The following is a 24,300-nucleotide window of genomic DNA, read 5'->3' on the forward strand; positions in this document are numbered from 1 at the left end:
ACGCCCCACCGGAAGGGCAGGGCGTTTCAGGAAAATTATTCAGCCGTCTGAAAAATCAGCCGTTCTGGTTGCACATCGCCAGGAAGCGGTTGCGCAGGTCAGCGTCGGATTTGAACACGCCGGTAAACTGCGTGGTGATCGTGGTGACATGCTTGTGGTGAACGCCGCGGGTCGACATGCACTGATGCTCGGCCTCGATGAACACGGCCGTGCCCATCGGGGCGAGGCTTTCGGTGATCGCGTCGCAGATCTGCGCGGTCATCGTTTCCTGCGTCTGCAGGCGCTTGGCGAAAATCTCCACCACGCGCGCCAGCTTGGAAATGCCGACCACAGCGCTTGACGGTTTATAGGCCACGAAAGCCTTGCCGATGAAGGGCGCGATATGGTGCTCGCAATGGCTCTCCACCTCGATGTTGCGCAGCATGACGATGTCGTCATAGCCCTGCACATCCTCGAAGGTCCGGCTGAGATATTTCACCGGGTCTTCGCCATAGCCTTCAAACCACTCCTTGTAGGCATTTACAACGCGCTTGGGCGTGTCGATCAGGCCCTCGCGGCGCGGATCATCGCCCGCCCACGCAATGAGCGTGCGGACGGCTTCTTCGGCCTCTTGCTGAGTGGGGCGCCGAACGGGGTCCGCGCGCGGAATATCTTTTTTGGGGGTTACGGCGTCCATAGCCAATTCAGTTGTCCTTCACTGAGGGACGGGGGTCGAGCCGGGGCATCCCTTGAAGGTCTTTGACGCCTTCTTGCCCGGACTTAACGCCCGCCCGGAGTTGATACCCTCAGGGCGATGTGAGGATACATAGGCCCGGCGGGTCTTTGTTTCCAGAGCTTTCTACGGGGAAAGCTGGGCGCTGGATTATGGAAATCTTGGCTTTCCCGGCGGAAGGTGATACGCACCGGCTCATGCCGAGCGCCGCGTTTGCATATTCTTGCTGCCGTCCCTGTTGCTGCTGAGGCCGCAACGGGCCATAGGGCTGCCCGGAACATCCAGCCCGCGAGCTGCTCCCCCGACATTCCCGATCCAAGAGATACGATGACCCTTCGCATTTACGATACTGCCGCGCGCAAGAAGCGCGTCTTCGAGCCCCAGGACCCGAAGCGGATCACGATGTATGTCTGCGGCCCGACCGTCTATAATTACGCCCATATCGGCAATGCCCGCCCGCCGGTCGTGTTCGATGTGCTGCGCCGGGTGCTGATGGCGAAATATGGCGAGCGCGCGGTCGTTTATGCGCGCAATATCACTGATATCGAAGACAAGATCATCGCCGCCAGCCTGGCCTCAGGCGAGCCGATTGCGGCGATCACGAAGAGATATGCCGCCATCTACAATGCAGACGTGCAGGCCCTGAACGTCATCCCGCCCAGCATCGAGCCCTGGGCAACCAGCCATGTGCCGGAGATGATCGAGATGATCGAAAAACTGGTGCGTAAGAAATACGCCTATGTCGGCGAAACCGGCGTGTGGTTCTCCGTGCCCTCGATGCCCGATTATGGCCGCCTGTCTGGCCGCAAGCCGGAGGATAATGAAGCCGGCGCCCGGGTGGCGGTGGACGAGGACAAGCGCGATCCGGCGGATTTCGCGCTCTGGAAATTTGCCAAGCCCGGAGAGCCGGAAGACGCGATCTGGGACAGCCCCTGGGGCCGCGGCCGCCCCGGCTGGCACATCGAATGCTCGGCCATGGCCGCCAAGCATCTCGGCCGTACGATCGACATTCATGGCGGCGGCGTGGACCTGACCTTCCCTCACCATGAGAACGAGATCGCCCAGTCCGAATGCGCCCATGGCGAAGAACTGGCGCGCTACTGGATGCATAACGGCTTCCTCGACATGGGCGGGGAGAAAATGTCGAAGTCGCTCGGCAACATCGTCACCGTGCATGACCTGCTGAAAAACTGGCCGGGTGAAGTGCTGCGCTTTGCGCTGCTGACGGCGCATTACCGTGCCCAGCTCGACTGGACCGAAGACCTCCTGAAACAGGCCAAGACCACGCTCGACCGGATCTACGGGGCCCTGCGCCGCGTCTGGGAGGCTGAAGGCGGCGAGGCGCGCGATACCGGTGTCCTGCGGGCGCTGGAGGATGATCTCGGCACGCCGGACGCGCTGGCCGAACTTTCCCGTCTGGCAACGGAAGCCAATACGGCGGCCGACATCAAGGATGCCACCGGCATGGCCAATGCGCGGGCAAACCTGCTAGCGGCCGGAAGACTGCTTGGTCTGCTCACCAAAACACCCAAGGAATGGGAGCAGGGCGGCGATACGGACGAGAATGCCCGCATCGATGCTCTGGTGAAGGCCCGTATCGATGCGCGCGCTGCCAAGGATTGGGCCGAGGCGGACCGTATCCGCAAGACGCTGGCGGAAGAGGGGATCGAGATCATGGATGGTCCGGCAGGCAGCACATGGCGGCGCATCTGATCCGCCGCCGCTTTCTTGCGTTTGTCGCGGCAGGCCTCTTCTTGGCCTGCCTCAGCCCCATTCAGGCCTCGGCCGAGACTGCCGCGCCCGCCGCCGAAGCGGTGACCCGGCTTTTCCTGGTGCGCCATGGCGAGAAGGAGGCCGGCTCTGATCCGGCGCTCTCGCCTGCGGGCGCCCTGCGCGCCGCCGCGCTGGTGGAACGCCTTTCGGACGAAGGCGTTACCGAAATATGGTCGACCGCGACACGCCGCACACAGGAAACCGCTGCGCCGCTTGCGGCGGCCCTGGGCTTGCCGGTGCAGATTTATGATCCCGTGCAATTGCCCGCCTTTGGCAATCAGCTCGCCGCAACGCCGGGGGTGAAACTGGTGGTGGGGCATTCCAATACGACCGACGCCCTGGCCGCCCTGATCGGCGCAGATCCCGGCCCGCCGATCGATGAAGCGGCCGAGTTCGACCGGCTTTACGTCGTCACGATTACCGGTGGCTATCAGGTCACCTCGCGGATCGAACGTTATGGCGCCCCGGCATCTGGCGCAGAAACGCCGCTGCCATGAACCGCAACGGCACGGATATTCCCGTCACCAACCTGCGCACCATGATGCGCTCTCTCGTCCTCAACACGGAGGGCGACGAGGTGACCGTTCACGAACTCCTCGTGGCGATCGGCCGGCGGGCCCATGGCCCGGTTTTCCTGCTGCTGGGTTTCATTGCGGTCAGCCCGCTGACCATCATTCCCGGCGCCAATTGGTTCATTGCCACCGTCATTCTGGCGTTTGCCCTGCAGATCGTGTTCGGCCTGCGCCATCCCTGGCTGCCCAAGGGCGTTACCGAGATCAAGTTCAAGCGGGACCATCTCGTCCAGGGCGTCGCCGTGGGGGAGCGGTATGCCCATATGGTCGATGCGCTGGTAAAGCCGCGCCTTACCTTTCTGACAGAGCCACCCTTTCTCCAGATCGTCGCGGTGATCTGCGTGCTGGCGGCGCTCCTCACCTATCCGCTTGGGCTCGTCCCCCTCGGGCCGCTGCTGCCCAGCCTGACGGTACTGCTCTTTGGCCTCGCGCTGACGGCGCGGGATGGCTTTGTGCTGCTGCTGGCGGGGGCGGCCTTCGCCGGGGCCATCCTGCTGGTGGTGAACCTCGCCCCCCGCCTGATGGCGCTTTGGCCGTTCTGAAGGCGGGCTGAAGCGCGGGCGGCTAAGCCTCTCCAATCGTTAAGTTGACCCTAGGGCATGGGGCGGGCATCGACCCCTCATGGCCTTTGGCCTCATTTCTCCACCTCTCGACTTCCGGCCTGCCGGCAAGTGTCTCCAGAGACCCGCCCGGCAGGCCTTTTTTCTGGCCTCTTGCCGGTGAAGTCCTGCCGGGCCATCTAGGCAGCCATGAGCGAGCTTTATCACAACCGTATCCTCGAACTCGCTGCCGGCATCCCGAATGTGGGCGAGCTTGCGGGCGCTGAGGGGGAAGCGCTGAAAGTCTCGCGCGTCTGCGGCTCCACCGTGCATGTGGCGCTGACGCTGGATGCGGCGGGGGAGGTGGTCACCGCCATCGCCGTTGATCCCAGGGCCTGCGCGCTGGGTCAGGCGTCCACGTCGATCCTTTCGGCCAATGCGGTCGGGGCAACGGTCAGCGAAATCCGCGCCGCCCTCGAAGCCCTGCGCGCCATGCTGAAGGAGGGCGGCCTGCCGCCGGAAGGCCGTTTCTGGGAACTGCGCCATCTGGAACCTGTGGCCGACTATCCCCCCCGCCACGCCTCCACCCTGCTCGCCTTCGAGGCGGCGGTGGCCGCCATAGACCAGGCCCTCGCCGCGCGGGCGGCGGTGTGATGACCCTGCGCCGGCGCACAGCCTATGTACTGCTCGCCATCTACAAGCATGGCCCGAGCCAGGCGCTACAGCTTTTCGGTGCGCGCTGCCAGCATCACCCCACCTGCAGCGAATTTGGCGCCGAATGCGTTGCCCGGCATGGCTGGTGGGCAGGGGGCTGGATGGCGCTTGCCCGTTTCATCCGCTGCCGGCCCGGCGGCAGCCATGGCGTAGACCCGCCCCCGGAAACGAAACCCACCGTACCCTTCTGGCAGCCCTGGCGCTATGGCGACTGGAAGTCCGGCCCCAGAGATGGCACGCCGGGCCTGGTTGAAACCTCGCCCGAGGCGTGACATATGAGCGGCATGAACGCAGGTTTCTTTCTCACCGGGCTCACCCCGCGAACTCGTCAGGGTGCATGACGCACTCCTGAAGGCGCGCCCGCGTGCCCGTTCATGCACCCGCACAAATTCACCGTCCCGGCTGCCCTGAAAACGGGGTAGGCATCCTGTCAAAGCCGCGTTAATCACGGCGCGCCAGAAGCCTTAGCCGGATTCCCAGATTTTCCTGCGGGAACATGAAGTTCCGCAGCCCGCCAAAGAAACCAAAGACCCATGATCCAAGTCACGCTGCCCGATGGCTCGAAACGCGAATACCAGGACGGCGCTTCGCCGCTGGACGTTGCCGAGTCGATCTCCAAATCCCTCGCCAAGAAGGCCCTCGCCGCCAAGGTTGACGGCCAGATGTGGGATCTCGTCCGTCCGCTTGAAGGTGATGCCAGCGTCGCCATCATCACGGACCGCGATCCCGAAGGCCTCGAACTGATCCGCCATGACGCCGCCCACGTCCTCGCCCAGGCGGTTCAGGAACTCTACCCCGACGCCCAGGTGACGATCGGCCCCGTCATCGATGACGGCTTCTATTACGACTTTGCCCGCAAGGAGCCTTTCTCCACGGATGAGTTCGAAAAGATCGAAGCCAAGATGCGCGAGATCGTCGACGCCGATTACCCGATCATCCGCGAAGTCTGGGACAAGGACGCCGCCATCGCCGAGTTCAAGCGCATTGGCGAAGACTACAAGGCCCAGATCATCGACGACATCATCCCGCCCGGCGAAGCCATCACGGTTTACAAGCAGGGCAACTGGTTTGACCTCTGCCGCGGCCCACATCTTCCGTCCACGGGCAAACTGCCCAAGGCATTCAAGCTGATGAAGCTTGCCGGGGCTTACTGGCGCGGTGATCATCGCAATGAAATGCTTCAGCGGATGTACGGCACGGCCTGGGCAAATGAGAAAGACCTCAAGGAACATCTCCACCGCCTGGAAGAGGCCGAAAAGCGCGATCACCGGAAACTCGGCGCGCAACTTGACCTGTTCCACCTGGATGGCATGGCGGCGGCCGGTTCGGTCTTCTGGCATCCCAATGGTTTCCAGGTCTGGCGTCAGATCGAGGCCTACATGCGCCGGCGCCTGGATGCGTCGGGCTATGAGGAAATCAAGACGCCGCAGCTGATGGACTCCGTCCAGTGGGAAAAATCCGGCCACTGGGGCAAGTATCGCGAGAACATGTTCATCGTGCCGGATTTCATTCCGGAGGGCGACGAGGGCGTGGAAATCTCAGTGCCGGAAGACGCCAAGCTGATGGCGCTGAAGCCGATGAACTGCCCGGCGCATGTCGAGGTGTTCAAGTCCGGCCAGAAATCCTACCGCGACCTGCCGCTGCGCCTGGCCGAATTCGGCTGCTGCCACCGCAACGAACCGCACGGCGCCATTCACGGCATCATGCGCGTGCGCCAGTTCACGCAGGACGACGCGCACATCTTCTGCCGTGAAGACCAGATCGTCGAGGAATCGATCCAGTTCTGCCGCCTGCTCGAAAGCGTCTACCGCGATTTCGGCTTCGAGAAGATTGCGGTGAAACTTTCAACGCGCCCCGATGTGCGCGCGGGCGATGATGCGACATGGGACCGGGCCGAGAGCGGCCTTCAGGCAGCCGTCGATGCGGCCGGTCTGCCGTGCGAACTGCTGCCGGGGGAGGGCGCCTTCTACGGGCCCAAGCTCGAATTCCAACTGACGGATGCCATCGGCCGGGTCTGGCAGTGCGGCACGCTGCAGCTTGATTATGTTCTGCCTGAACGTCTGGGGGCGGAGTATATCGCCTCTGACGGGTCCAAGCAGCGTCCCGTCATGCTGCACCGCGCGATCCTCGGCTCGATGGAGCGGTTCATCGGTATCCTGATCGAGGAGTTCGCCGGGGCCTTCCCGATCTGGCTCGCGCCGGTTCAGGTTGTGGTTGCGGCTATTTCCGATGATGCGGCAGGTGCATATGCCGAGAAGGTCGCTGCCGAGCTTCGCAAGACGGGCCTCAGGGTAGAGGTCGATCGCCGCAATGAAACGATCAACTACAAGGTCCGGGAACATTCCTTGCAGAAGGTTCCGGTCATTGCCGTTGTCGGCGCGCGGGAAGCGGAGGAGCGCAAGGTGGCGCTGCGCCGCCTAGGTTCGAACGGCCAGCAGATCCTCTCGCTGGAAGAGGCGCTCGTTTCCCTGGCAGATGAGGCGCTCCCGCCTGATCTGAAGCGCGCCCGCAGCTAAGGGGCGGTGACAACCCCGTTCTCAACGGCCAGAGTGAGCAGAATGGCTTACGGACCTGTCTTTGCCGGACTGCTTCTGCTCTGGCCGCTTCTGGCCGTGCTGGGCACGCTTGGTTTTGCGCCGCTTCTCGGGCTGACCGGCATCGCCGCTCTGGTTCTTGCCCGCCCCCGTATGCCGCCCACGCTCTATGCCGGCTTCGCGATTGCCTTCATCGGCTGGGCGGCCATCAGCGAAGTCTGGTCGCCCGCCACAAACCGGCTGGTCAGCGGCAACCTGTTTGAAGGCACATTCGCGATTGGTGCGCGCAGCCTGATCATCGTTCTCACCGCCAGCTTTGCGATGTTGACCATTGCCGGGGCCATGCGGTCGCAGCTGGGGCCCCGCACCCGCAAGTGGATCTATGGCGTCCTGGCGGCGCAGGGCGCGCTGGTCTTCCTATCGGCTGTCGCTGCCGGGCCGGTCCTGCAGATGCTCTATGGCGACGACCCTCAGGAAGTGGTCAACGGCATCCAGAATATCGGCCGCAACATCAACCTCTTCACCGTGGTTCTGCCCATCCTGGCCGCGGCGCTCGGCGTGCGGGGAGACCGGCTGGGCCTGCTGGCTGCCTCGGGCCTGGTGCTGCTGACCGTTTTTGCCGGGCTGATGACGGACAATCATGCCGCCGTCTTTGCCATCTGCGGGATGATTGGCGCGTTCCTGCTGATCCGGCTGCTGCCTGAAACCGGCTATCGCTGGCTGTTTGGGGCCATCGCAGGCCACATTGCGGCGGCCCCCTTCATGGTCAGCCTGTTCATCCGCCTGATGACAGGTCTCGACAGCATCCTGCCGCCTTCCTTCCGGTCCCGCTTCTGGTCCTGGGAGGTGGTGATGAACCGCATCGGCGAGGCGCCTTACACGGGCCACGGCCTGATGGCCACCCGGACATGGGGCGAGACCTATGCTGACTATCCGGCCTGGGCAGCACAGCTGCCGGAGTTCTGGAAAGACTTCCCCGTCGTGCCGGGGCATCCTCACAACATGCCGTTGCAGATCTGGGCGGAAACCGGTTTCATCGGCGCCATGCTGGCGGCCTTCGCCATCACGGTGATCGGCTTCCGGCTGCCGCGGCCCTCACAGCTGCGCCCGGAAATCCGCTTTGCCATTGCCGGCATGGCGGGCGCCGTGTTCAGTATCTTCAACTTCTCCTACAGTGTATGGAACGAGGCGTTCTGGTCGGGGCTCGCCCTGGCGGTGGCCATGCTCATCCTGCTCAACCGAAGCGGCAAGGCGGCCGAATGAGCAGCCCCGCGCAGACCGCTGCCCTGGTCGTGACCTATCACACCGGCCCGCGGCTCATCGAATGCCTCTATGCGCTCAAAGCCGATCCGGAGATTTCCGAAATCGTCATCGCGGATAATGGCAACCCGCCAGACGTTCAGGCCTGGCTGGAAGGCTTCGTCACCGGCTGCGCAGGGAAAGCCAAACGTCTGCGGCTGGACAATCCGGGTTTCGGCGCAGCGGTCAACCGCGCGGCTGGCGAGACAGCAGCAGAGCGCCTGCTGGTGATCAACCCGGATTGCGTAATCCGGCGCGGCTCGGCGGGCCAGCTGGCAGCGGCGCTGGAAGGCGCCGCGGCGCCGACAATAGCGGGCGGCCGCATCTTCGGCATAGATGGGCGGGAACAGCGCGGCGCCCGGCGCAATACGCTGACGCTGATGGCCGCGCTCGGCCTCTCCCGCTGGACGCTTGAGAATGCCCCCCCGCCCTCCGGGCCGGTTCCCGTTGGCGCGATCTCCGGCGCCTTCTTCCTGATGCGGCGGGCCGATTTCGAGCAGCTCGGCGGTTTCGACGAGGGCTATTTCCTGCATGTGGAGGACGTTGATCTCTGCCGCCGGGCAATCGAGGCCGGGGGCAGGGTGATCTACCAGCCTGCCGCCGGCGCGCTGCATTACACCTCCACCTCCAATGTGCCCTCAGCCTTCGTGCAGGCGCAGAAAGCCCGCAGCCTGGCCCGCTATTTCCGGAAGTTCGCCAAAGGCCCGCTTGAGCGGGGCATGGTGGAACTCGCCGTTCCGTTCATCGGTCTTGCCCTGCGGCTGCGCAGCTGACCTTCGCTGCAACGAAAAAACCCCGGCCAGAGGCCGGGGTTTTTCACGCAACACATCGCGTAGAAGCAGAAAGCCTTACACGAAACCTTTGAACTTGTCCTTGAAGCGCGAAACGCGGCCGCCGCGGTCCAGGGACTTGCCCTCGCCGCCGGTCCAGGCCGGGTGCACTTTCGGGTCGATGTCGAGCACCATACGGTCACCCTCTTTGCCCCAGGTGGAGCGGGTCTGATACTCGGTGCCATCGGTCATCACCACGGTGATGAAGTGATAGTCGGGATGCCCTTCTTTCTTCATGGCCTGGGCCTCTCTCTCATAAGCGGTTCGGAACGGGGTTGACGCACCGGGGTGCGCTGGCATGTCTCAGCCGGAATTCGAAGTGGGCCGTATAAGGGAAAGGCCTCGCCCCCGCAAGGGGCGCTGACAGGGATTCGGCAACAGCCGGGCCCAACAGGGAGAAATGCCGCGCCAATGGCCGATTCCAGCGCCGATATCGTGGACGACCGCCGCACAACCCTGCCGGAAGGCGGGGAGGCGATCGGCCGCCCGCGCGGGCGCAGCCTGAAGCCGCTGGCGCTCCTCTGGCCCTATGCCCGGCGGCACTGGATCACGGTCACCGTGGCGCTGGTCTTCCTGGTGGCCGCCGCCGTGCTCAGCCTGGCGATCCCCATGCTGCTCGGCCGGGCGGCCGATGCCGGCCAGCAGGCAGGGCAGGATCCCGCCCTGCTCAAGGCGCTGATCGACCAGGCTTTCCTCTGGGTGTTCGCCGCCGCGGTGGGCTCCGGGGTTCTGGGCGCGATCCGCTTCTACTTTGTTTCGCGTTTCGGCGAGCGGATCGCCGCCGACCTGCGCCGGGACATCTATGCCCATCTGCTGAAGCTCTCGCCCGCCTATCACGCCAAAATGCGCTCAGGCGAGGCGGTCTCGCGGCTGACGGCGGATATCACCTTGCTGGAGACATTCCTCGGCTCCTCCGCCTCGCTGGCAGCGCGCACGCTGATGACGACGACCGGCGCGCTGGCGCTAATGCTGGCGGTGAACTGGAAACTCGGCCTGACGCTTCTGGCGATGCTGCCGGTGGCGATCCTGCCGGTGATGATCATCGGGCGGACGATCCGGAAGATGTCCAACCGGGCCCAGTCGCGCCTCGCCGATGCCGGCGCGGAAGCAGCCGAAACGCTCGACTCCATTGAACTTGTCCAAGCCTATGGCCGCGAGGCGGGCCAGCTTTCGGTCTTCGAGCGCGCGGTGGAGGCAACCTTTGCCGCCGCGATGCGGCGCACGGGCGCGCGCGCGATCATGATCGTGCTGGTCTCGGTGCTGCTGTTTGGCGGCTTCACCGGTGTTCTGTGGCTGGGCGCGCGGGCCGTGGCCAGCGGCGAGATGAGCTTTGGCGACCTCGCCACCATGGTGCTTTATGCCGCTTATGCCGGATCGGGCTTTGGCATGCTGGCGGAAGTTTACGGCGAAGTGATGCGCGCGGCGGGCGCAGCAGACCGGGCGGCCGAAGTGCTGCGCGCGGTGCCGGAGATTTCCGCGCCCGCCCATCCCAAACCGCTGCCGGCGAAGGGGCCGGGCGCGCTCAGCTTTGACAAGGTGTCGTTCCATTATGGCGAGGAGACCGTCTCGGCGCTGAAGGATTTCTCGCTGGAGGTGAAGCCGGGCGAGTTCGTGGCGCTGGTGGGCCCGAGCGGGGCGGGGAAGACAACCGTGTTCCGGCTGGCGCTGCGCCTGTTTGATCCGCAGGCGGGAGAAATCCGCCTCGACGGAGTTGCCTCGACAGAGGCAGAGCCCCGCGACTGGCGCCGGTGTTTTGCCTATGCGCCGCAGGAGGCGGCCCTGTTTACCGGATCGGCCGCCGACAATATCCGCTTTGGCGACGAGGCCGCCGATGACGCGATCCTGGAACAGGCAGCGCGGATGGCCGAGGCGATGGGCTTCCTCAGCGAGAAAGAGGGCCTCGCAACCGAACTTGGCCAGAAGGGGCGCAGCCTTTCGGGTGGCCAGCGCCAGCGGATCGCACTTGCCCGCGCGCTGGTGCGCAATGCGCCGGTGCTGCTGCTGGACGAGGCGACCTCGGCGCTGGATTCCGAAAGCGAAGCGGCTGTGCGCCGGGCCATCGAAAACGCCGCCGAAGGGCGCACGACCCTCGTGATTGCGCACCGCCTGTCTACAGTCCGCCGGGCTGACCGTATCCTGGTGATGGAGCATGGCCGGATCGTGGAAGAGGGCACCCATGACAGCCTTGTGGCACAGGGCGGCCTTTATGCGCGGCTGGCCGAGCTTCAGTTCACGGAGCGCTGAAGGCTCAGCCGAACGTCTTCTTCCGGTCGCGTTTCAGGGCGCCGTCGAGGGAGAAGGAGAAGGCGAGCGACAGGATCAGCGGCACCCAGATCGGCAAATTGCCGAGGCCGGGTGTTTCCAGCGCCGCCGCCAGATGATCATCCACACACCACCATAAAAGCCAGAGCCACATTGCAGGGCCTCCTTTGCGTTGAGGGGAGAGTTTAGTCTGAGTGGGCGGGGAGGGCTATGGGGGTGTTTGCAAGGGCAGAGCAGCTTCCGTTCCCTCGTCCCCCTCTGCCCCTTCGGGGCGGCGCAGCGCAACTTCTTCCTCCCCTGCGCCTGAGGCGGGGGAGGTGCCCCGAAGGGGCGGAGGGGGACGAGGCATATCGTGCGGGCCGGATAGTGGGTATCGCTACGCTCTGCCCACCCTGCGGATAACCTTACTCCGCCGCTTGCAGTGCCGGTTTCGCCGCCGCAGCCTTTGCCGGAATGTGGAACTGCATGACGCCGTCTTCGATAGGCAGTTCACGGAGATTTTTCCGGTCAACGAAATAGTTCTGGTTGAGTTTCCACGGCGCCTCTGTGTGCTGGCGGGGGAACTGGTCCATCACGCGCTGGAAATAGCCCGAGGAAAAGTCCACGAACGGCTCTGTCTCGTTCGGGAAGGCGGCGAGATAGGGCATGGCGGAGGTTGCGCCTTTTTCATCCATCAGATTGATCAGTCGGCTGACATACTCGCTGGTGAGGTCTGCCTTCAGCGTCCAGGAGGCGTTGGTGTATCCGAAGGTGACGGCCAGGTTTGGCACGTTCGACAGCATCACGCCCTTATAGTTGAGCAGCCGGCCCGGATCGACCTTGGCCCCATCCATAGACACCTCAACGCCGTTCATGAAGACGAGGTTGAGGCCGGTTGCGGTGACGATGATGTCGGCTTCCAGCGCCTTGCCGGATTTCAGTAGGATGCCTTTTTCCGTGAAGCGCTCGATATGATCTGTCTCGATGCTGGCCTTGCCGGATTTCAGCGCCTTGAAGAGGTCTGAATCCGGCACCAGGCAGAGGCGCTGCTCCCAGGGATTATAGGCGGGGTTGAAGTGCTTATCGACGTCATAGTCTGGCCCCAGCTCCTCGCGCACCATTTTCAGGAGGCGCTCGCGCGCCGCTGCCGGGTCCGACCGGGTCTTGCGGAAGAAGAATTGCTGGAAGGCAACGTTCCGCCAACGGATCAGATTATAGGCCCACTGATCGGGCAGGATCTTGCGCAGGAAATTGGCAAGGCCATCGACCGCCGGGCGCGAGACCACATAGGTGGGTGAGCGCTGCAGCATGGTGACATGGCCGGCCTTGCTGGCCATCGAGGGCACCAGCGTCATGGCGGTGGCGCCAGAGCCGATGACGACGACCTTCTTGCCCGAATAGTCTAAGTCTTCGGGCCAGTGCTGCGGGTGGATGATCTGCCCCCGGAAGGCTGCCTCACCCGGAAATTCCGGCCGGTAGCCCTGATCATAACGGTAATAACCCCCGCACATGAACAGGAAGCGGCAGGTGGTTTTCTCCTGCGCTCCGGTCTTCACATTCTCGCTGGTGACGGTCCATGCCTGATCGGCGCTCGACCAGTTGGCAGCGACGATCTTGGTGTCAAACCGGATATTCTGGCGGATGCCGTATTCGTCGGCCGTGTCATTGACGTATTTGCGGATGGAGGGGCCGTCGGCGATGGCCTTGGCCTCGGTCCAGGGTTTGAAATTGTAGCCCAGCGTGTGCATGTCCGAATCCGAGCGGATGCCGGGATAGCGGAAGAGATCCCAGGTGCCGCCGATGGCGCCCCGCGCCTCATAGATGCGGTAGCGCTTGCCGGGGCTGCGCTTGGTGAGATGCACGGCGGCGCCAATGCCGGAGAGGCCGGCGCCGATGATGAGGATGTCTGTGTCGAGCTGGGTCATGGCCGCAGATTACGCGAATTTGCCCGAATGGAAATACGTGACGCGCGCGTCACGTAAATTTAACTGGCAGTGACCGTGCAAATTCTGAGGGCCAGCGCCCGGAAATCAGACCTTCGCGGCCTTGCCGAAAGAGCCGGCATGGCGAAGCTGTTCCATCACCCCGGGAACGATGTCTTCATTGCCGGCGAGGATGTTGCCGGTTTTCATGACGTCGCCGCCTTCGATTTCCTCGATAATGCCGCCTGCTTCGCGCACCAGGACGATGCCTGCGGCGATGTCCCAGGGCTTCAGGCCGCGTTCCCAGAAGGCGTCAAACCGGCCGGCGGCGACCCAGGCAAGGTCCAGCGCAGCCGAGCCATAGCGGCGGATGCCGGCGGTGGCGGGCGTCATCGCGGCCATCTCGCGGGCGAAGGTGATGTGGCTTTCCTCGCTCTTGCCCATCCAGGGCGTGCCGGTGGCCACGACCGCTTCGCCGAGTTTCTTGCGGGCGGCCACGCGCAGCTTGCGCTGCTCCAGCCAGCAGCCACGGCCCACTTCGGCCCAGAAAATCTCGTTCTTGGCGACATCGAACACGACGCCCGCAAACGGCCGCCCATCACGCTCAAGGCCGATGGAGACGGCGTAATGGGGCTGGCCGTGCATGAAGTTCAGCGTACCGTCGAGCGGATCGACGATGAAGCGGTTGGACTTGTCGGTGCCTTCGACGATGCCGCGCTCTTCCATCAGGAAGCCATAGCCGGGGCGGGCCTTGGTGAGGCTGTTATAGATGATCTCTTCGGCGCGCATGTCGGCGCTGGTGACGAAATCTGCCGGGCCCTTGCGGGACACCTGCAGGTTTTCAACCTCGCCGAAATCGCGGGCCAGGCTGCGGCCTGCGGCGAGGGCGGCGGCGATCATCACAGTGCCAACGGGAGAGGGTTTCGACATGGGAACGTCTCGTCTGGGCGCATTTCTGGCGGGAAGCGGGGGCGTAAGCCTTTGATCGCCCAGGGTCAAGGCGCCGGAGTGTTAATGGCTATGCCGGCTTTTAAGGTGGTTGCCGTAAGCGTCAACTCCCGGCACTGTGGCCTCCCATGAGCAAAGGAGGGCTGAAGCCATGGTCAATCAATTCCTGTCATTCGACAAGCTGATCGGCGCCAAGCTGATCGCCATTCTCTACTATCTGGGACTGATCGGTATTGCGCTGGGGCTGATTGCCGGGGTTCTCTCCGGACTTGGCACTATGGTCAGCTTCAGCTTCTTCGGGGGTATTGGCCTTGTGATCGGGTCGATCATCGGGGCGGCGCTCGGCCTGCTGTTCTGGCGCTTCATGTGCGAGCTTTACATGCTGCTGTTCCGCATGGCCGACGACCTGCGGGACATCAAGACCGCCAAGGGCGCCCCGCCGGTGGTGCCCCCGGCGGTCTGATCAGGGCGCCAGTTCGTCGAAGATCGCGTTGAAGGCCCTGACCGCTGCGGCGGGGCCTTCTTCATGCGCCCAGACACCGCTGGAGACGGCCAGGAAGTCTGCCCCGGCGGTGACCAGCGGGGCGGCGTTGGCAACCGTGATGCCGCCGATGGCAACGCAGGGGATCAGCATGGCGGCCTGCCAGACTTCCAGCAGTTCCAGCTCGGCCGGCACGGTGCCTTCCTTGGTGGCGGTGGGGTAGAAGGCGCCAAAGGCCACATAATCGGCCCCGTCTTCCCCGGCCTGCATCGCGCGGTGATAGGAATTCTTGGCGGTGGCGCCGATGATGGCGTCCGGCCCGAGCAGCTTGCGGGCGGTCTTCACCGGCATGTCATCCCAGCCGACATGCACCCCGTCTGCGCCCAGTTCCTGCGCCAGCTCGGCAGAATCGTTGATCAGCACGGCAACGCCTGCCTCCTGGGCCAGGGCGGTGACGGCGCGGCCAACGTCGCGCGTGGCCTGCATATCTATCATGCCATCCTGGCCCTTGAGGCGCAGCTGCAGCGACGCCACATCCCCGGCGCGGAGGGCGTCCTCCAGCGATTTTCCAAAGGCCTGCACATCGCCGATCTGCGGCGGCGTGATCAGATAGAGACGTGTGCGGGCGCGGGGCGGGGCTTTGTCAGACATGGCAGCAGCCTCTGGCGCCCCGGCCGGGGGAAGTCAACGGAAGGCGTAGACCTCGCGCAGTAATGCTTATAAGTTCCAAGTTGGAACTTTGCTCTCGGGACAAAAACCCTTCATGACCAAGAAACTGCCCGTTCGCCTTTTCCAGCCTATCTTCGGCCTGTTCATGGCCTTCTTCATGAGCTTCCTGATGTCGGGCGCCATCACGGCGATCAATGTCGGCCTGCCGCCGGACTTCTTCAGCCGCTGGATGCATTCCTGGGGCGTCGCCTTCATGCTGGCCTATCCGGCAATCCTGATCGTGGCGCCGATTGCCCGCCGCCTGACGCTGAAACTGGTTCAGTCTCCCTTTGCGCCCGCCGCCCCGGTGGCCGGCACCAAGGGCTGACGCCGCGCGGGAAGGGGCGTTACCCCTTCTTCAGCACACGTTTCGTGCTCGCGGGATTTTTCGCCAGCGCGGCGCCCCGGCGCAGGGGCCGGGGCTCCAGATCGCCCCGGCAATTCGGGCAGACCCCATCAAGGTCTCCATCGGCGCACTCATCGCAGAAGGTGCATTCGAATGAGCATATGAAGGCGCCGGGCTCATCCGGGGGCAGATCACGGTCGCAGCACTCGCAATTCGGGCGCATTTCCAGCATGGGCCTGGTGTCCTCAGAAATCGAACAGATCGCTCAGGAAGCTTTCGCGTCTGTTGCGTTTGCCTTTCCTGTATTTCCAGTCGTCCTCATCATCCCGGCGGCCGGCGAAGCGGTCCTCGTCGCGGTAATGTTCCGGGCGGTGGGCTTCAGGATGGGGCGCGGAAGGGGCGGGGATGACGGTGGCGGCGCGGTCAATGATCTTGTCGAGTTCGCCCCGGTCCAGCCACACGCCCCGGCATGTGGGGCAATAGTCGATCTCGACGCCGGACCGCTCGGCGATCACCAGGGTTTCACCATCGACAGGGCATTTCATCGGGCCGGCTCCTTGAGGGCATGAAAAAAGGCGCAGCGGCGGATGCGCTGCGCCTTCTGAAATGGGGTGACTTGCCCGGCCCTCAAGGGGGCGCGGCGCGTCAATCGCTCAGCCGGCCTTGGAGGCTTCGCAGATGCAGTCGATCGTGTCGCCGAGCACGGCATCGAAATCGCCATCTGCCTGCTGGGCGGAGAGGCCCTCGGTCAGCGCGCGCGAGAAGGAGGCGATGATGCCCGTGTTTGCGGCAAGCTTGTTGTTAGCTTCCTCGCGGCTGTAGCCGCCCGACAGAGCAACGACGCGCATGACGCGCGGATGGTCAACCAGCGGCTTATAGAGGTTGGCTTTCGTCGGCAGCGACAGTTTCAGCATCACCTGCTTGTCATGGCCCAGCGCGTCGAGCTGTTTCAAGATTTCGGCCAGCAGGATTTCCTCGGCTTCGGCCTTGTCGGCGATGGTGATGGTCACTTCCGGTTCGATGATCGGCATCAGGCCATGGCCGAGGATCTGGCGGCCAACATCAAACTGCTGGGCAACGACGGCGGCGATGCCTTCGGCATTGGCGGCGTTGATGACCGAGCGCATCTTGGTGCCGAAAATGCCCTTGGCGACGGCGCGCTCCAGCAGGGCGTCCAGTTCCGGCATCGGCTTCATCAGCTGCACGCCGTCTTTCTCGTCGGCCAGGCCCTTGTCCACCTTCAGGAAGGGAACAACCTGACGCTTCGTCCAGAGATATTCTGCGGTCGGAATGCCGTCGATTTCGCCGTCCATGGTGCGCTCGAACAGGATGGCGCCGACAACTTTCTCGCCGGTGAAGGCGGGCGACTTGATGATCCGGGCACGCATCTGGTGGATGAGGGCGTACATTTCCTCATCATTGCTGTAGGCGCTTTCCTGGATGCCATAGAGGCGCAGGGCCTTGGGGGTCGAGCCGCCCGACTGATCGAGCGCTGCGATAAAGCCAGGCTTTTCGGCGACCTGTTTTGCCATTTGTGCGTTCATCATGATGTTCTGTCCCGGTAGGTTCGTTCGTTGGTGGCTAACTGACTTGGATTCTTGTCCGCTTTGTGGCGCCCCTTGCAAGAACAGCGCCGCGCAGCGGGAGAGTGGGGGCTATTTGAGCAGGGCGGTTACACCCGGCAGCTCCTTGCCTTCCATCCATTCCAGGAATGCTCCGCCTGCGGTGGAAACAAAGGTGAAATCGCCCGCGACACCGGCATGGTTGAGCGCGGCAACCGTATCCCCGCCACCGGCAACGGCAACGAGCTTGCCGGACTTGGCGAGGCCTGCGGCCGCCTCGGCGAGCTTCACGGTGGCGGTGTCGAACGGGGTCAACTCGAAGGCGCCCAGCGGGCCGTTCCAGATCACGGTTTTGGCGCGGGAGAGGGCATCGGTCAGGTAGCGGATGGTTTCGGCGCCGGCGTCCAGCACCATTTCGTCCGCAGCGATATCATTCAGGCCGCAGGTGCGATTTTCGGCGTTCGCCTTGAATTCCTTCGCCACAACAACATCGCGCGGCAGCAGAATTTCGCAGCCCGCAGCCTTCGCGGCCGCCTGGATCTCGCGGACGGTGCCGGCAAGGTCATGCTCGCAGAGCGACTTGCCGACATTCACGCCATCTGCGGCGAGGAAGGTGTTGGCCATGCCCCCGCCAATGGCGAGCATGTCTACCTTGGAAACGAGGTTCTTCAGAAGGTCGATCTTGGAAGAGACCTTCGCGCCGCCGACAATCGCCATCACCGGGCGCACGGGCGCGCCAAGCGCCTTGTCGAGGGCGTCGAGTTCCGCCTCCATCGTCACGCCGGCATAGGCAGGCAGAAGGTCAGCCAGCACGGCCGTCGAGACATGGCGGCGGTGAGCGGCCGAGAAGGCGTCGTTGACATAGAGGTCGCCCAGGGCGGCGATTTCCTTGGCGAGTTCCAGATCGCCCTTTTCCTCGCCTTTGCAGAAGCGGGTATTCTCCAGCAGGATCACGCCGGCGGGCGGCAACTCGGCAATCGCCTGCTTCACATGCTCGCCCTTGCAGTCGGCAATGAAGCTGACATTGGCGCCGAGCACTTTGGCGAAGGCGCCGGCGATCGGGGCAAGGCTCATCTCGGCAACACGTTCGCCTTTGGGGCGGCCGAAATGGGCGAGCAGGGCAACCTTGGCCCCGGCGGTGCGCAGCGACTGAACGGTCTCAATGGCGGCGCGCAGGCGCGTATCGTCCGTCACCAGACCATTTTCCATCGGCACGTTGAAGTCGACGCGCACCAGCGCGACCTTGCCGGTGAGATTGCCTGCATCAGGGATGCGTTTGAACGAGGGCATGGAGTATCTCCGATCACCCCCGCCGGGGCGGGGGCTCGTGAAGGGTTACATGCCGCCGCTCGCCCCGCCTTCGCTGGCGGGGCGAGCGGCGGGGAAGGCGTTCAGATGAGCTTCGCCATCGCAAGGGCGGTGTCGGCCATGCGGGTCGAGAAGCCCCACTCATTGTCATACCAGGTCATGATCGAGACGAAGTTGCCGTCCATCACCTTGGTCTGGTCGAGATGGAAGATCGAGGAGCGGTCGTCATGGATGAAGTCCGACGACACGTTCGGAACGTCCGTATAGCCGAGGATGCCCTTCAGCGGGCCGGCGTCTGCGGCGGCCTTGATGGCGGCGTTGATTTCTTCCGGCGTGGTGGCCTTCTTGGCGACGAATTTCAGGTCAACCACGGAGACGTTGGGGGTCGGCACGCGCACCGAGATACCGTCGAGCTTGCCTTTCAGTTCCGGCAGCACGAGGCCGACAGCCTTGGCGGCGCCGGTCGAGGTCGGGATCATCGACAGGGATGCCGCGCGGGCCCGGTAGAGATCCTTGTGCATCTGGTCGAGCGAAGGCTGGTCGTTCGTGTACGAATGGATCGTCGTCATCATGCCTTTTTCGATGCCGACGGCCTTCTGCAGGACCTGGGCAACCGGCGCGAGGCAGTTGGTGGTGCACGATGCGTTGGAGACGACAGTGAATTCTTTCTTCAGCTTGTCATGGTTGACGCCGTAGACCACCGTGAGGTCTGCGCCATCGGCCGGGGCCGAGACCAGCACGCGCTTTGCACCGGCGGCGAGGTGGGCGGAGGCCTTGTCCTTGGAGGTGAAGATGCCGGTGCATTCCATCGCGATATCGACGTCGAGTTCGCGGTGGGGCAGATCCTTCGGATCACGGATGGCCGTGACGAGGATCGGCTTGCCGTTGATGACAATCTTGTCACCATCGACCTTCACATCCGCCGGGAAACGGCCATGGACCGAATCGAAGCGGAGCAGATGGGCGTTGGTTTCGACAGGTCCGAGATCGTTGATGGCCACCACTTCGATATCGGTGCGGCCATGCTCGATGATCGACCGAAGAACCAGCCGGCCGATGCGGCCGAATCCGTTGATGGCTACACGAACGGTCATCTTTATTTCTCCTCTTGGGCGAGCAAATTCACAGGCTTGCGCCCCTTTAAATGGGTGTGTCGGCCCCGTCCACCCCACACGATGCGGCACCGCGACGCGAAACGGGACAAACGGGATTTCATCCTTGCTGCTTGCAAGCTGCGTGCTAGTCCGGAGGGGAGACAGGCGGCGCAGAGACGCTGCGGGGAGACAACGATGACAATGCCCGAAACGGCGCAGTCTGGCGCCCAGCGCCGCTCTTTGACCGTCTGGATCATCTTCACCGTGCTGACAATTCTGTGGGCAGGCGCCTATGGTTTGACCCGCATTGCCGTCGGCACGGGCACGGCAGAAGGCCTCCCCCCCGAATGGGTACTCCCCGGGCGGCTGACCGGCGGGGCGATCTTTCTGCTCATCCTGATGTTCGTACTCGGAAAGCGTCTGCCGCCGCTGAGCGACCGGCGCCGCTGGGCTGTCATCGTTGCCATGGGGTTCATCGGCTCGCTGATCCCCTTCTTCCTGATCACCGTGGCGCAGCAGACGGTCGATTCCAGCCTGGCGGCGCTCTACACGGCGGCCGCGCCGGTCTTCGTGACGCTGGGCGCCAGCCTCCTGTTCTCCGAAGAACGCATGACCCGGAATACCGGCATCGGCATCCTGCTCGGCTTTGCCGGGGTGGTGGCGCTGTTCGGCCCGGAGGCGATCCGGCATTTCGGTTCGGCCAGCATGACGGCGCAGCTTCTGCTGCTGCTGGCAACGCTCGCCTTCTCGGCCAGCACGCTGATTGCGCGGGCGTCCCCGCCGATGGAGGTGATCCCGATGGCCGCAGGCTTCATCACGGTCTCTGCGGTACTGTCCTGGCCGATGGTGTTCACCGTGGACGCTGCCGCCGTTTCGGCAGACTGGCATCACTGGCTGGCGGTGGCCGGGCTGGCCATCGGGCCATCGGGCGTGGCGCAGGTGCTGTATATGGCGCTGGTGGCGCGGGCCGGGGCGACGTTCCAGTCGCTGACGGGTTATTCCGTGCCGGTGGCGGGCGCGGCGTTCGGCTGGCTGTTCTTCCGGGAGACCCAAAGCTGGAATGCGGCCCTGGCTCTGGCGCTGATCCTCGGCGGTGTGTGGCTGGCCCGGCAGGGCGGGCGCGGCCGGATCGTCTGACTTTACCCGCCGGATAAGCGCTCGCCTCTCAAGGGAATTCCGGCGCGCCTCTTTGAGGGATAAGGCCACCAAAAAACTCCAAGAAAAACTCCAACGGCTGGGCCAAAAACTCCAACCGCGCGCCAACCGCTACTCTGATGCGTCCGGGGTTTTGACCGGGCAGCGGGTCCACTGTTTTGCGTTCTCCCAGTCGCTCTGAATGCCGGAGGCGTCCTTGCCCGCGAGCAGAAAAGCGTCTTCCGAAATCCAGTCGGCCACCAGAGAGGCGCCGTCCGCGCGCCACCAGGGGAAACGCCCGCCAAAGGCTTTCACCTCCCAGATGCCCATATCGCCGCCGGGCGTGCGGGCGTGGATCGCATGCTCGCCCGCCGCCTCGATCACCGCTGGATCATCGCAGGAGACCTGGGGCACGTTGACGATGACATCCGGCCCGTCGCGGAAGCCGATCTGCCAGCTGCCCACAAAAGGCGCGGCCTCTGCCGGTGCAGGCTGGGCAAGGGCGGGCAGGGCGGCCAGCGCCGCGAGCAGAGAGAGATGTTTCATGGCAGCCAGCTTAGACAGCAGCGCGCGCGGGTCTTCCCCCGAAACGGGGTACGCCCCACCTTTAAGGGGCGGGGCGTATCAGATCGGGGCTGCTGAAGGGGCGCCTATCAGGCTTTCTGCGGGACGATGGCGCCGTGGCAGTATTTGTATTTCTTGCCCGAGCCGCAGGGGCAGGGGGAGTTGCGCGGCGTGTTGGACCAGTCGTCCTCGGCCTGGAACAGCGGCGGGCCGGGCGGGGTGGCTTTATCGTCCGGGTCCATCTCATTGATGCCGGTATCGGGATCGAGCTTGGTCTCGTGGATCTGCTGGGGCGGCTTAGGCGGCTGGGGACGCGGGGGCGGCGCCACCGGCTGGGGCTGCTGGGCCGGGGCCTGCTGCACACGGATATGCATCAGCGAGCGGGTGACCGTGGCGCGCAGTTCGCTCAGCAGGCTGTCGAACAGGTTGAAGGCTTCGCGCTTGAACTCGTTGAGCGGATCGCGCTGGCCATAGGAGCGCAGGTGGATCACCGAGCGCAGCTGGTCGATCTGCTGCAGGTGTTCGCGCCAGCGCAGGTCGAGCACCTGAAGCAGGAACTGCTTCTCGATGCGGCGCATCTGCGGCGCGCCGATCTGCGCAATGAGATCAGCATACTGAGCCTCGACAGCCTCACGGATGCGGCCGGCAATCTCCTCATTGGCCACGCCTTCCTCGGCGGCCCATTCGCGCACGGGAAGTTCCAGGGCAAGGTCTGACCGCAGGCTTTCTTCCAGGCCAGCGATATCCCACTGCTCCGCATACGCTTTTTCCGGCATCGTGCGGGCTACGAGGGCCTCGATCACGCTTTCGCGCATATCCTCGATCACGTCGGAGACATCATCAGAGCGCAGGAATTCCATGCGCTGCTCGAAGATAGCCTTACGCTGATCGTTGATCACATCGTCATATTTGAGAACGTTCTTGCGGATCTCGAAGTTGCGTTCCTCGATCTTCTTCTGCGAGGTCTCCATCGCCTTGTTCATCCAGGGATGGGTGATGCCCTCATCTTCCTTGATGCCGAGGCGGCGCATCACGGCGTCCATCCGGTCGGCCGCGAAGATGCGCATCAGGTCGTCTTCGATGGAGATATAGAATTTCGATTTTCCGGGGTCGCCCTGACGGCCTGTCCGGCCGCGCAGCTGGTTGTCGATCCGGCGGCTTTCGTGACGCTCCGTACCCAGAACATAAAGGCCGCCGGCATCCAGCGCCTGCTTTTTCTTGACTTCGATATCGGCCTTGATCTGGGCGCCGAGCAGCGAGATTTCGCCTTCCGACAGGTCGCGGCCGAGGGCCTTTTCCTTCGCGGTACGCTCCTGCTCCAGGCGCATTTCATAATTGCCGCCGAGCTGAATGTCCGTGCCGCGGCCGGCCATGTTGGTGGCAACCGTCACAGCGCCGGGCACGCCGGCTTCGGCCACGATGAAGGCTTCCTGCTCGTGATGGCGCGCATTGAGAACCTTGTGGGGAATGCGCTGCGCGGTGAGCAAGTGGGAGAGGAGTTCGGATTTCTCGATCGAGGCGGTGCCCAGCAGGATCGGCTGGCCCTTGGCGTTGGCGGCGCGCACTTCCTTGATGATCTCGGCATATTTTGCCTTGGCGGTGCGGTAGACGACATCATCCTCATCAATCCGGCGAACAGGTCTGTTCGTAGGCAGATCAACCACTTCCAGCTTGTAGATGTCGGCAAATTCCGAAGCCTCGGTCAGCGCCGTACCGGTCATGCCGGCGAGCTTTTTATAAAGGCGGAAATAGTTCTGGAAGGTGATCGAAGCCAGCGTCTGGTTTTCCGGCTTGATCTCGACGCGCTCTTTCGCCTCGATGGCCTGATGCAGGCCTTCGGAGAGGCGGCGGCCTTCCATCATCCGTCCACTGAACTCGTCGATCAGCATCACCTGATCGTCCTTGACGATGTAGTCCTTGTCGCGGGAATAAAGCTTGTGGGCGCGCAGGGCCTGGTTTGAATGGTGGACGAGGGAGATGTTCGACGGCTCCCAGAGCGAGCCTTCCAGCACGCCCATCTCGGTCAGCCATTCTTCCATCTTCTCGGTGCCGGTTTCGGTGAAGACGACCGAGCGCTGTTTCTCGTCCAGCTCGAAGTCGCTCTCTTCCAGGCGCGGGATCAGACTGTCGACGGCGATGTAAAGCTCGGAGCGGTCATCGGTCGGCCCGGAGATGATCAGCGGCGTGCGGGCCTCATCGATCAGGATGGAGTCCACCTCGTCGACGATGGCATAATGGTGGCCGCGCTGGGCCATCTGGTCCAGCGAGTATTTCATGTTGTCGCGCAGATAGTCGAAGCCGAACTCGTTGTTCGTGCCATAGGTGATGTCGGCGGCGTAGCCGGCCTTGCGCTCTTCCTCTGAGATGCCGTGGACGATCACCCCGGTCGTCATGCCGAGGGCAGCATAGATGCGGCCCATCCAGTCAGCGTCGCGGCGGGCGAGATAGTCGTTGACGGTGATAACGTGGACGCCCTTGCCGGCAAGCGCGTTGAGATAGGCCGCCAGGGTCGCCACAAGGGTCTTGCCCTCACCGGTGCGCATCTCGGCGATGGCGCCGGAATGCAGGATCATGCCGCCCATCAGCTGCACATCAAAGTGGCGCATGTTGTTGACGCGCTTGGCCGCTTCCCGGACGACGGCGAAGGCCTCTTCCAGCAGGCTGTCGAGCGTGGCGCCATCTGCCAGGCGCTTGCGGAACTCGGCTGTCTTGCCCTTGAGGGACTGGTCCGACAGCGCCTCCATGATCGGCTCAAGTGCGTTGATCCGGTTTACCCGCGCCTGAAGCGGCTTGAGTTTACGGTCATTGACCGTACCGAAAATCTTGCGAGCTATGGAAAGCATATAAACAGCACCAACCAGTTCGGGTGAAAAATTCTAATCCTGCCAGACATCTTACAGGACTTTTCCGGGTTCTCCCACCGCGCTTTCACCGGATGAAACCACTCGACCAGCGCGCGGGGCAGACTTAAGAACGCCGCCAAAGGGTGTCAATGCGGCGCCTTCAGCCAGAGAGGTGT

The 24,300-nt window shown here is 63.7% G+C and carries 25 protein-coding genes; 12 read left to right on the forward strand and 13 right to left on the reverse strand.

The window, feature by feature from the left end; all coding sequences use genetic code 11:
• Nucleotides 1-55: 55 nt before the first annotated feature.
• Entirely contained in the window at nt 56-676 is a 621-nt protein-coding gene (gene folE, locus ACQKI2_RS08025; protein WP_035595302.1) for a GTP cyclohydrolase I FolE, read from the reverse strand.
• A 363-nt stretch (nt 677-1,039) separates the two neighbouring features.
• Here folE and cysS point away from each other — a divergent pair, with 363 nt between their 5' ends.
• The 8 genes from cysS (at nt 1,040) to ACQKI2_RS08065 (ending at nt 8,916) form a co-directional block, all read left to right on the forward strand.
• Nucleotides 1,040-2,425 carry a cysteine--tRNA ligase gene (gene cysS, locus ACQKI2_RS08030; RefSeq protein WP_427379172.1) on the forward strand — a complete coding sequence of 462 codons (1,386 nt, stop codon included), beginning with the start codon at nt 1,040-1,042 and terminating at the stop codon, nt 2,423-2,425.
• The gene (locus ACQKI2_RS08035; RefSeq protein ID WP_427379173.1) at nt 2,410-2,982 is read left to right on the forward strand and encodes a histidine phosphatase family protein; all 573 of its coding nucleotides are present in this window, start codon (nt 2,410-2,412) and stop codon (nt 2,980-2,982) included. The genes cysS and ACQKI2_RS08035 overlap by 16 nt, the downstream gene beginning before the upstream one ends.
• On the forward strand, nt 2,979-3,599 hold the full coding sequence (locus tag ACQKI2_RS08040) for an exopolysaccharide biosynthesis protein (protein ID WP_427379174.1): 621 nt from the start codon (nt 2,979-2,981) through the stop codon (nt 3,597-3,599). The genes ACQKI2_RS08035 and ACQKI2_RS08040 overlap by 4 nt, the downstream gene beginning before the upstream one ends.
• A gap of 207 nt (nt 3,600-3,806) precedes the next feature.
• Nucleotides 3,807-4,250: an iron-sulfur cluster assembly scaffold protein gene (locus tag ACQKI2_RS08045; RefSeq protein ID WP_427379175.1), complete on the forward strand. Its 444-nt coding sequence runs from the start codon at nt 3,807-3,809 to the stop codon at nt 4,248-4,250.
• A complete protein-coding gene (yidD, locus tag ACQKI2_RS08050; RefSeq protein WP_427379176.1) occupies nt 4,250-4,582 on the forward strand; it encodes a membrane protein insertion efficiency factor YidD in 333 nt (110 codons plus the stop codon). Before ACQKI2_RS08045 ends, yidD begins: the two co-directional genes overlap by 1 nt.
• A gap of 261 nt (nt 4,583-4,843) precedes the next feature.
• Entirely contained in the window at nt 4,844-6,826 is a 1,983-nt protein-coding gene (thrS, locus tag ACQKI2_RS08055; protein WP_427379177.1) for a threonine--tRNA ligase, read from the forward strand.
• Between the two features lie 42 nt (nt 6,827-6,868).
• A complete protein-coding gene (locus ACQKI2_RS08060) occupies nt 6,869-8,107 on the forward strand; it encodes an O-antigen ligase family protein (protein WP_427379178.1) in 1,239 nt (412 codons plus the stop codon).
• A complete protein-coding gene (locus ACQKI2_RS08065; RefSeq protein ID WP_427379179.1) occupies nt 8,104-8,916 on the forward strand; it encodes a glycosyltransferase family 2 protein in 813 nt (270 codons plus the stop codon). Before ACQKI2_RS08060 ends, ACQKI2_RS08065 begins: the two co-directional genes overlap by 4 nt.
• A gap of 75 nt (nt 8,917-8,991) precedes the next feature.
• Here ACQKI2_RS08065 and rpmE read toward each other — a convergent pair whose 3' ends face one another.
• Entirely contained in the window at nt 8,992-9,210 is a 219-nt protein-coding gene (rpmE, locus tag ACQKI2_RS08070) for a 50S ribosomal protein L31 (RefSeq protein WP_011648164.1), read from the reverse strand.
• A 174-nt stretch (nt 9,211-9,384) separates the two neighbouring features.
• Between rpmE and ACQKI2_RS08075 the strand changes: the two genes are divergently transcribed.
• Entirely contained in the window at nt 9,385-11,217 is a 1,833-nt protein-coding gene (locus tag ACQKI2_RS08075) for an ABC transporter transmembrane domain-containing protein (protein ID WP_427379180.1), read from the forward strand.
• Nucleotides 11,218-11,221: 4 nt separating this feature from the next.
• Here ACQKI2_RS08075 and ACQKI2_RS08080 read toward each other — a convergent pair whose 3' ends face one another.
• The 3 genes from ACQKI2_RS08080 to ACQKI2_RS08090 form a co-directional block, all read right to left on the reverse strand.
• A complete protein-coding gene (locus ACQKI2_RS08080; protein ID WP_427379181.1) occupies nt 11,222-11,389 on the reverse strand; it encodes a hypothetical protein in 168 nt (55 codons plus the stop codon).
• A gap of 250 nt (nt 11,390-11,639) precedes the next feature.
• On the reverse strand, nt 11,640-13,139 hold the full coding sequence (locus ACQKI2_RS08085) for a flavin-containing monooxygenase (RefSeq protein ID WP_427379182.1): 1,500 nt from the start codon (nt 13,137-13,139) through the stop codon (nt 11,640-11,642).
• A gap of 105 nt (nt 13,140-13,244) precedes the next feature.
• Entirely contained in the window at nt 13,245-14,066 is an 822-nt protein-coding gene (locus tag ACQKI2_RS08090) for an inositol monophosphatase family protein (protein ID WP_427379183.1), read from the reverse strand.
• Nucleotides 14,067-14,235: 169 nt separating this feature from the next.
• On the opposite strand from ACQKI2_RS08090, the gene ACQKI2_RS08095 reads away from it, so the two are divergent.
• Complete coding sequence (locus ACQKI2_RS08095) at nt 14,236-14,547, forward strand: DUF4282 domain-containing protein (RefSeq protein WP_427379184.1); 312 nt, start codon at nt 14,236-14,238, stop codon at nt 14,545-14,547.
• Here the strand turns inward: ACQKI2_RS08095 and thiE are convergent, their stop codons facing one another.
• Nucleotides 14,548-15,216, reverse strand: a complete 669-nt coding sequence (gene thiE / locus ACQKI2_RS08100; RefSeq protein ID WP_427379185.1) for a thiamine phosphate synthase — start codon at nt 15,214-15,216, stop codon at nt 14,548-14,550.
• Nucleotides 15,217-15,328: 112 nt separating this feature from the next.
• Here thiE and ACQKI2_RS08105 point away from each other — a divergent pair, with 112 nt between their 5' ends.
• Nucleotides 15,329-15,601 carry a DUF2798 domain-containing protein gene (locus ACQKI2_RS08105; protein ID WP_427379186.1) on the forward strand — a complete coding sequence of 91 codons (273 nt, stop codon included), beginning with the start codon at nt 15,329-15,331 and terminating at the stop codon, nt 15,599-15,601.
• A gap of 19 nt (nt 15,602-15,620) precedes the next feature.
• Here ACQKI2_RS08105 and ACQKI2_RS08110 read toward each other — a convergent pair whose 3' ends face one another.
• From ACQKI2_RS08110 to gap, 5 genes are all read right to left on the reverse strand, one after another.
• A complete protein-coding gene (locus ACQKI2_RS08110) occupies nt 15,621-15,851 on the reverse strand; it encodes a DUF1272 domain-containing protein (RefSeq protein ID WP_427379187.1) in 231 nt (76 codons plus the stop codon).
• A gap of 13 nt (nt 15,852-15,864) precedes the next feature.
• Nucleotides 15,865-16,164 (reverse strand): zf-TFIIB domain-containing protein, encoded by a 300-nt coding sequence (locus tag ACQKI2_RS08115; RefSeq protein ID WP_427379188.1) that lies wholly within the window; start codon nt 16,162-16,164, stop codon nt 15,865-15,867.
• A 108-nt stretch (nt 16,165-16,272) separates the two neighbouring features.
• Nucleotides 16,273-17,166, reverse strand: coding sequence for a fructose bisphosphate aldolase (locus ACQKI2_RS08120; protein ID WP_427379189.1), 894 nt, complete (start codon nt 17,164-17,166; stop codon nt 16,273-16,275).
• 108 nt (nt 17,167-17,274) lie between these two features.
• Entirely contained in the window at nt 17,275-18,471 is a 1,197-nt protein-coding gene (locus ACQKI2_RS08125) for a phosphoglycerate kinase (RefSeq protein ID WP_427379190.1), read from the reverse strand.
• Between the two features lie 101 nt (nt 18,472-18,572).
• On the reverse strand, nt 18,573-19,583 hold the full coding sequence (gene gap / locus ACQKI2_RS08130; RefSeq protein ID WP_427379191.1) for a type I glyceraldehyde-3-phosphate dehydrogenase: 1,011 nt from the start codon (nt 19,581-19,583) through the stop codon (nt 18,573-18,575).
• 195 nt (nt 19,584-19,778) lie between these two features.
• On the opposite strand from gap, the gene ACQKI2_RS08135 reads away from it, so the two are divergent.
• Nucleotides 19,779-20,720 (forward strand): DMT family transporter, encoded by a 942-nt coding sequence (locus tag ACQKI2_RS08135; RefSeq protein ID WP_427379192.1) that lies wholly within the window; start codon nt 19,779-19,781, stop codon nt 20,718-20,720.
• A gap of 129 nt (nt 20,721-20,849) precedes the next feature.
• Here ACQKI2_RS08135 and ACQKI2_RS08140 read toward each other — a convergent pair whose 3' ends face one another.
• Nucleotides 20,850-21,263 carry a hypothetical protein gene (locus tag ACQKI2_RS08140; protein WP_427379193.1) on the reverse strand — a complete coding sequence of 138 codons (414 nt, stop codon included), beginning with the start codon at nt 21,261-21,263 and terminating at the stop codon, nt 20,850-20,852.
• A gap of 107 nt (nt 21,264-21,370) precedes the next feature.
• A complete protein-coding gene (secA, locus tag ACQKI2_RS08145; protein WP_427379194.1) occupies nt 21,371-24,124 on the reverse strand; it encodes a preprotein translocase subunit SecA in 2,754 nt (917 codons plus the stop codon).
• Nucleotides 24,125-24,300: the final 176 nt, after the last annotated feature.

Origin of the sequence: Hyphomonas sp. NPDC076881, assembly GCF_050269995.1 — a bacterium.
Lineage (GTDB): Bacteria > Pseudomonadota > Alphaproteobacteria > Caulobacterales > Hyphomonadaceae > Hyphomonas.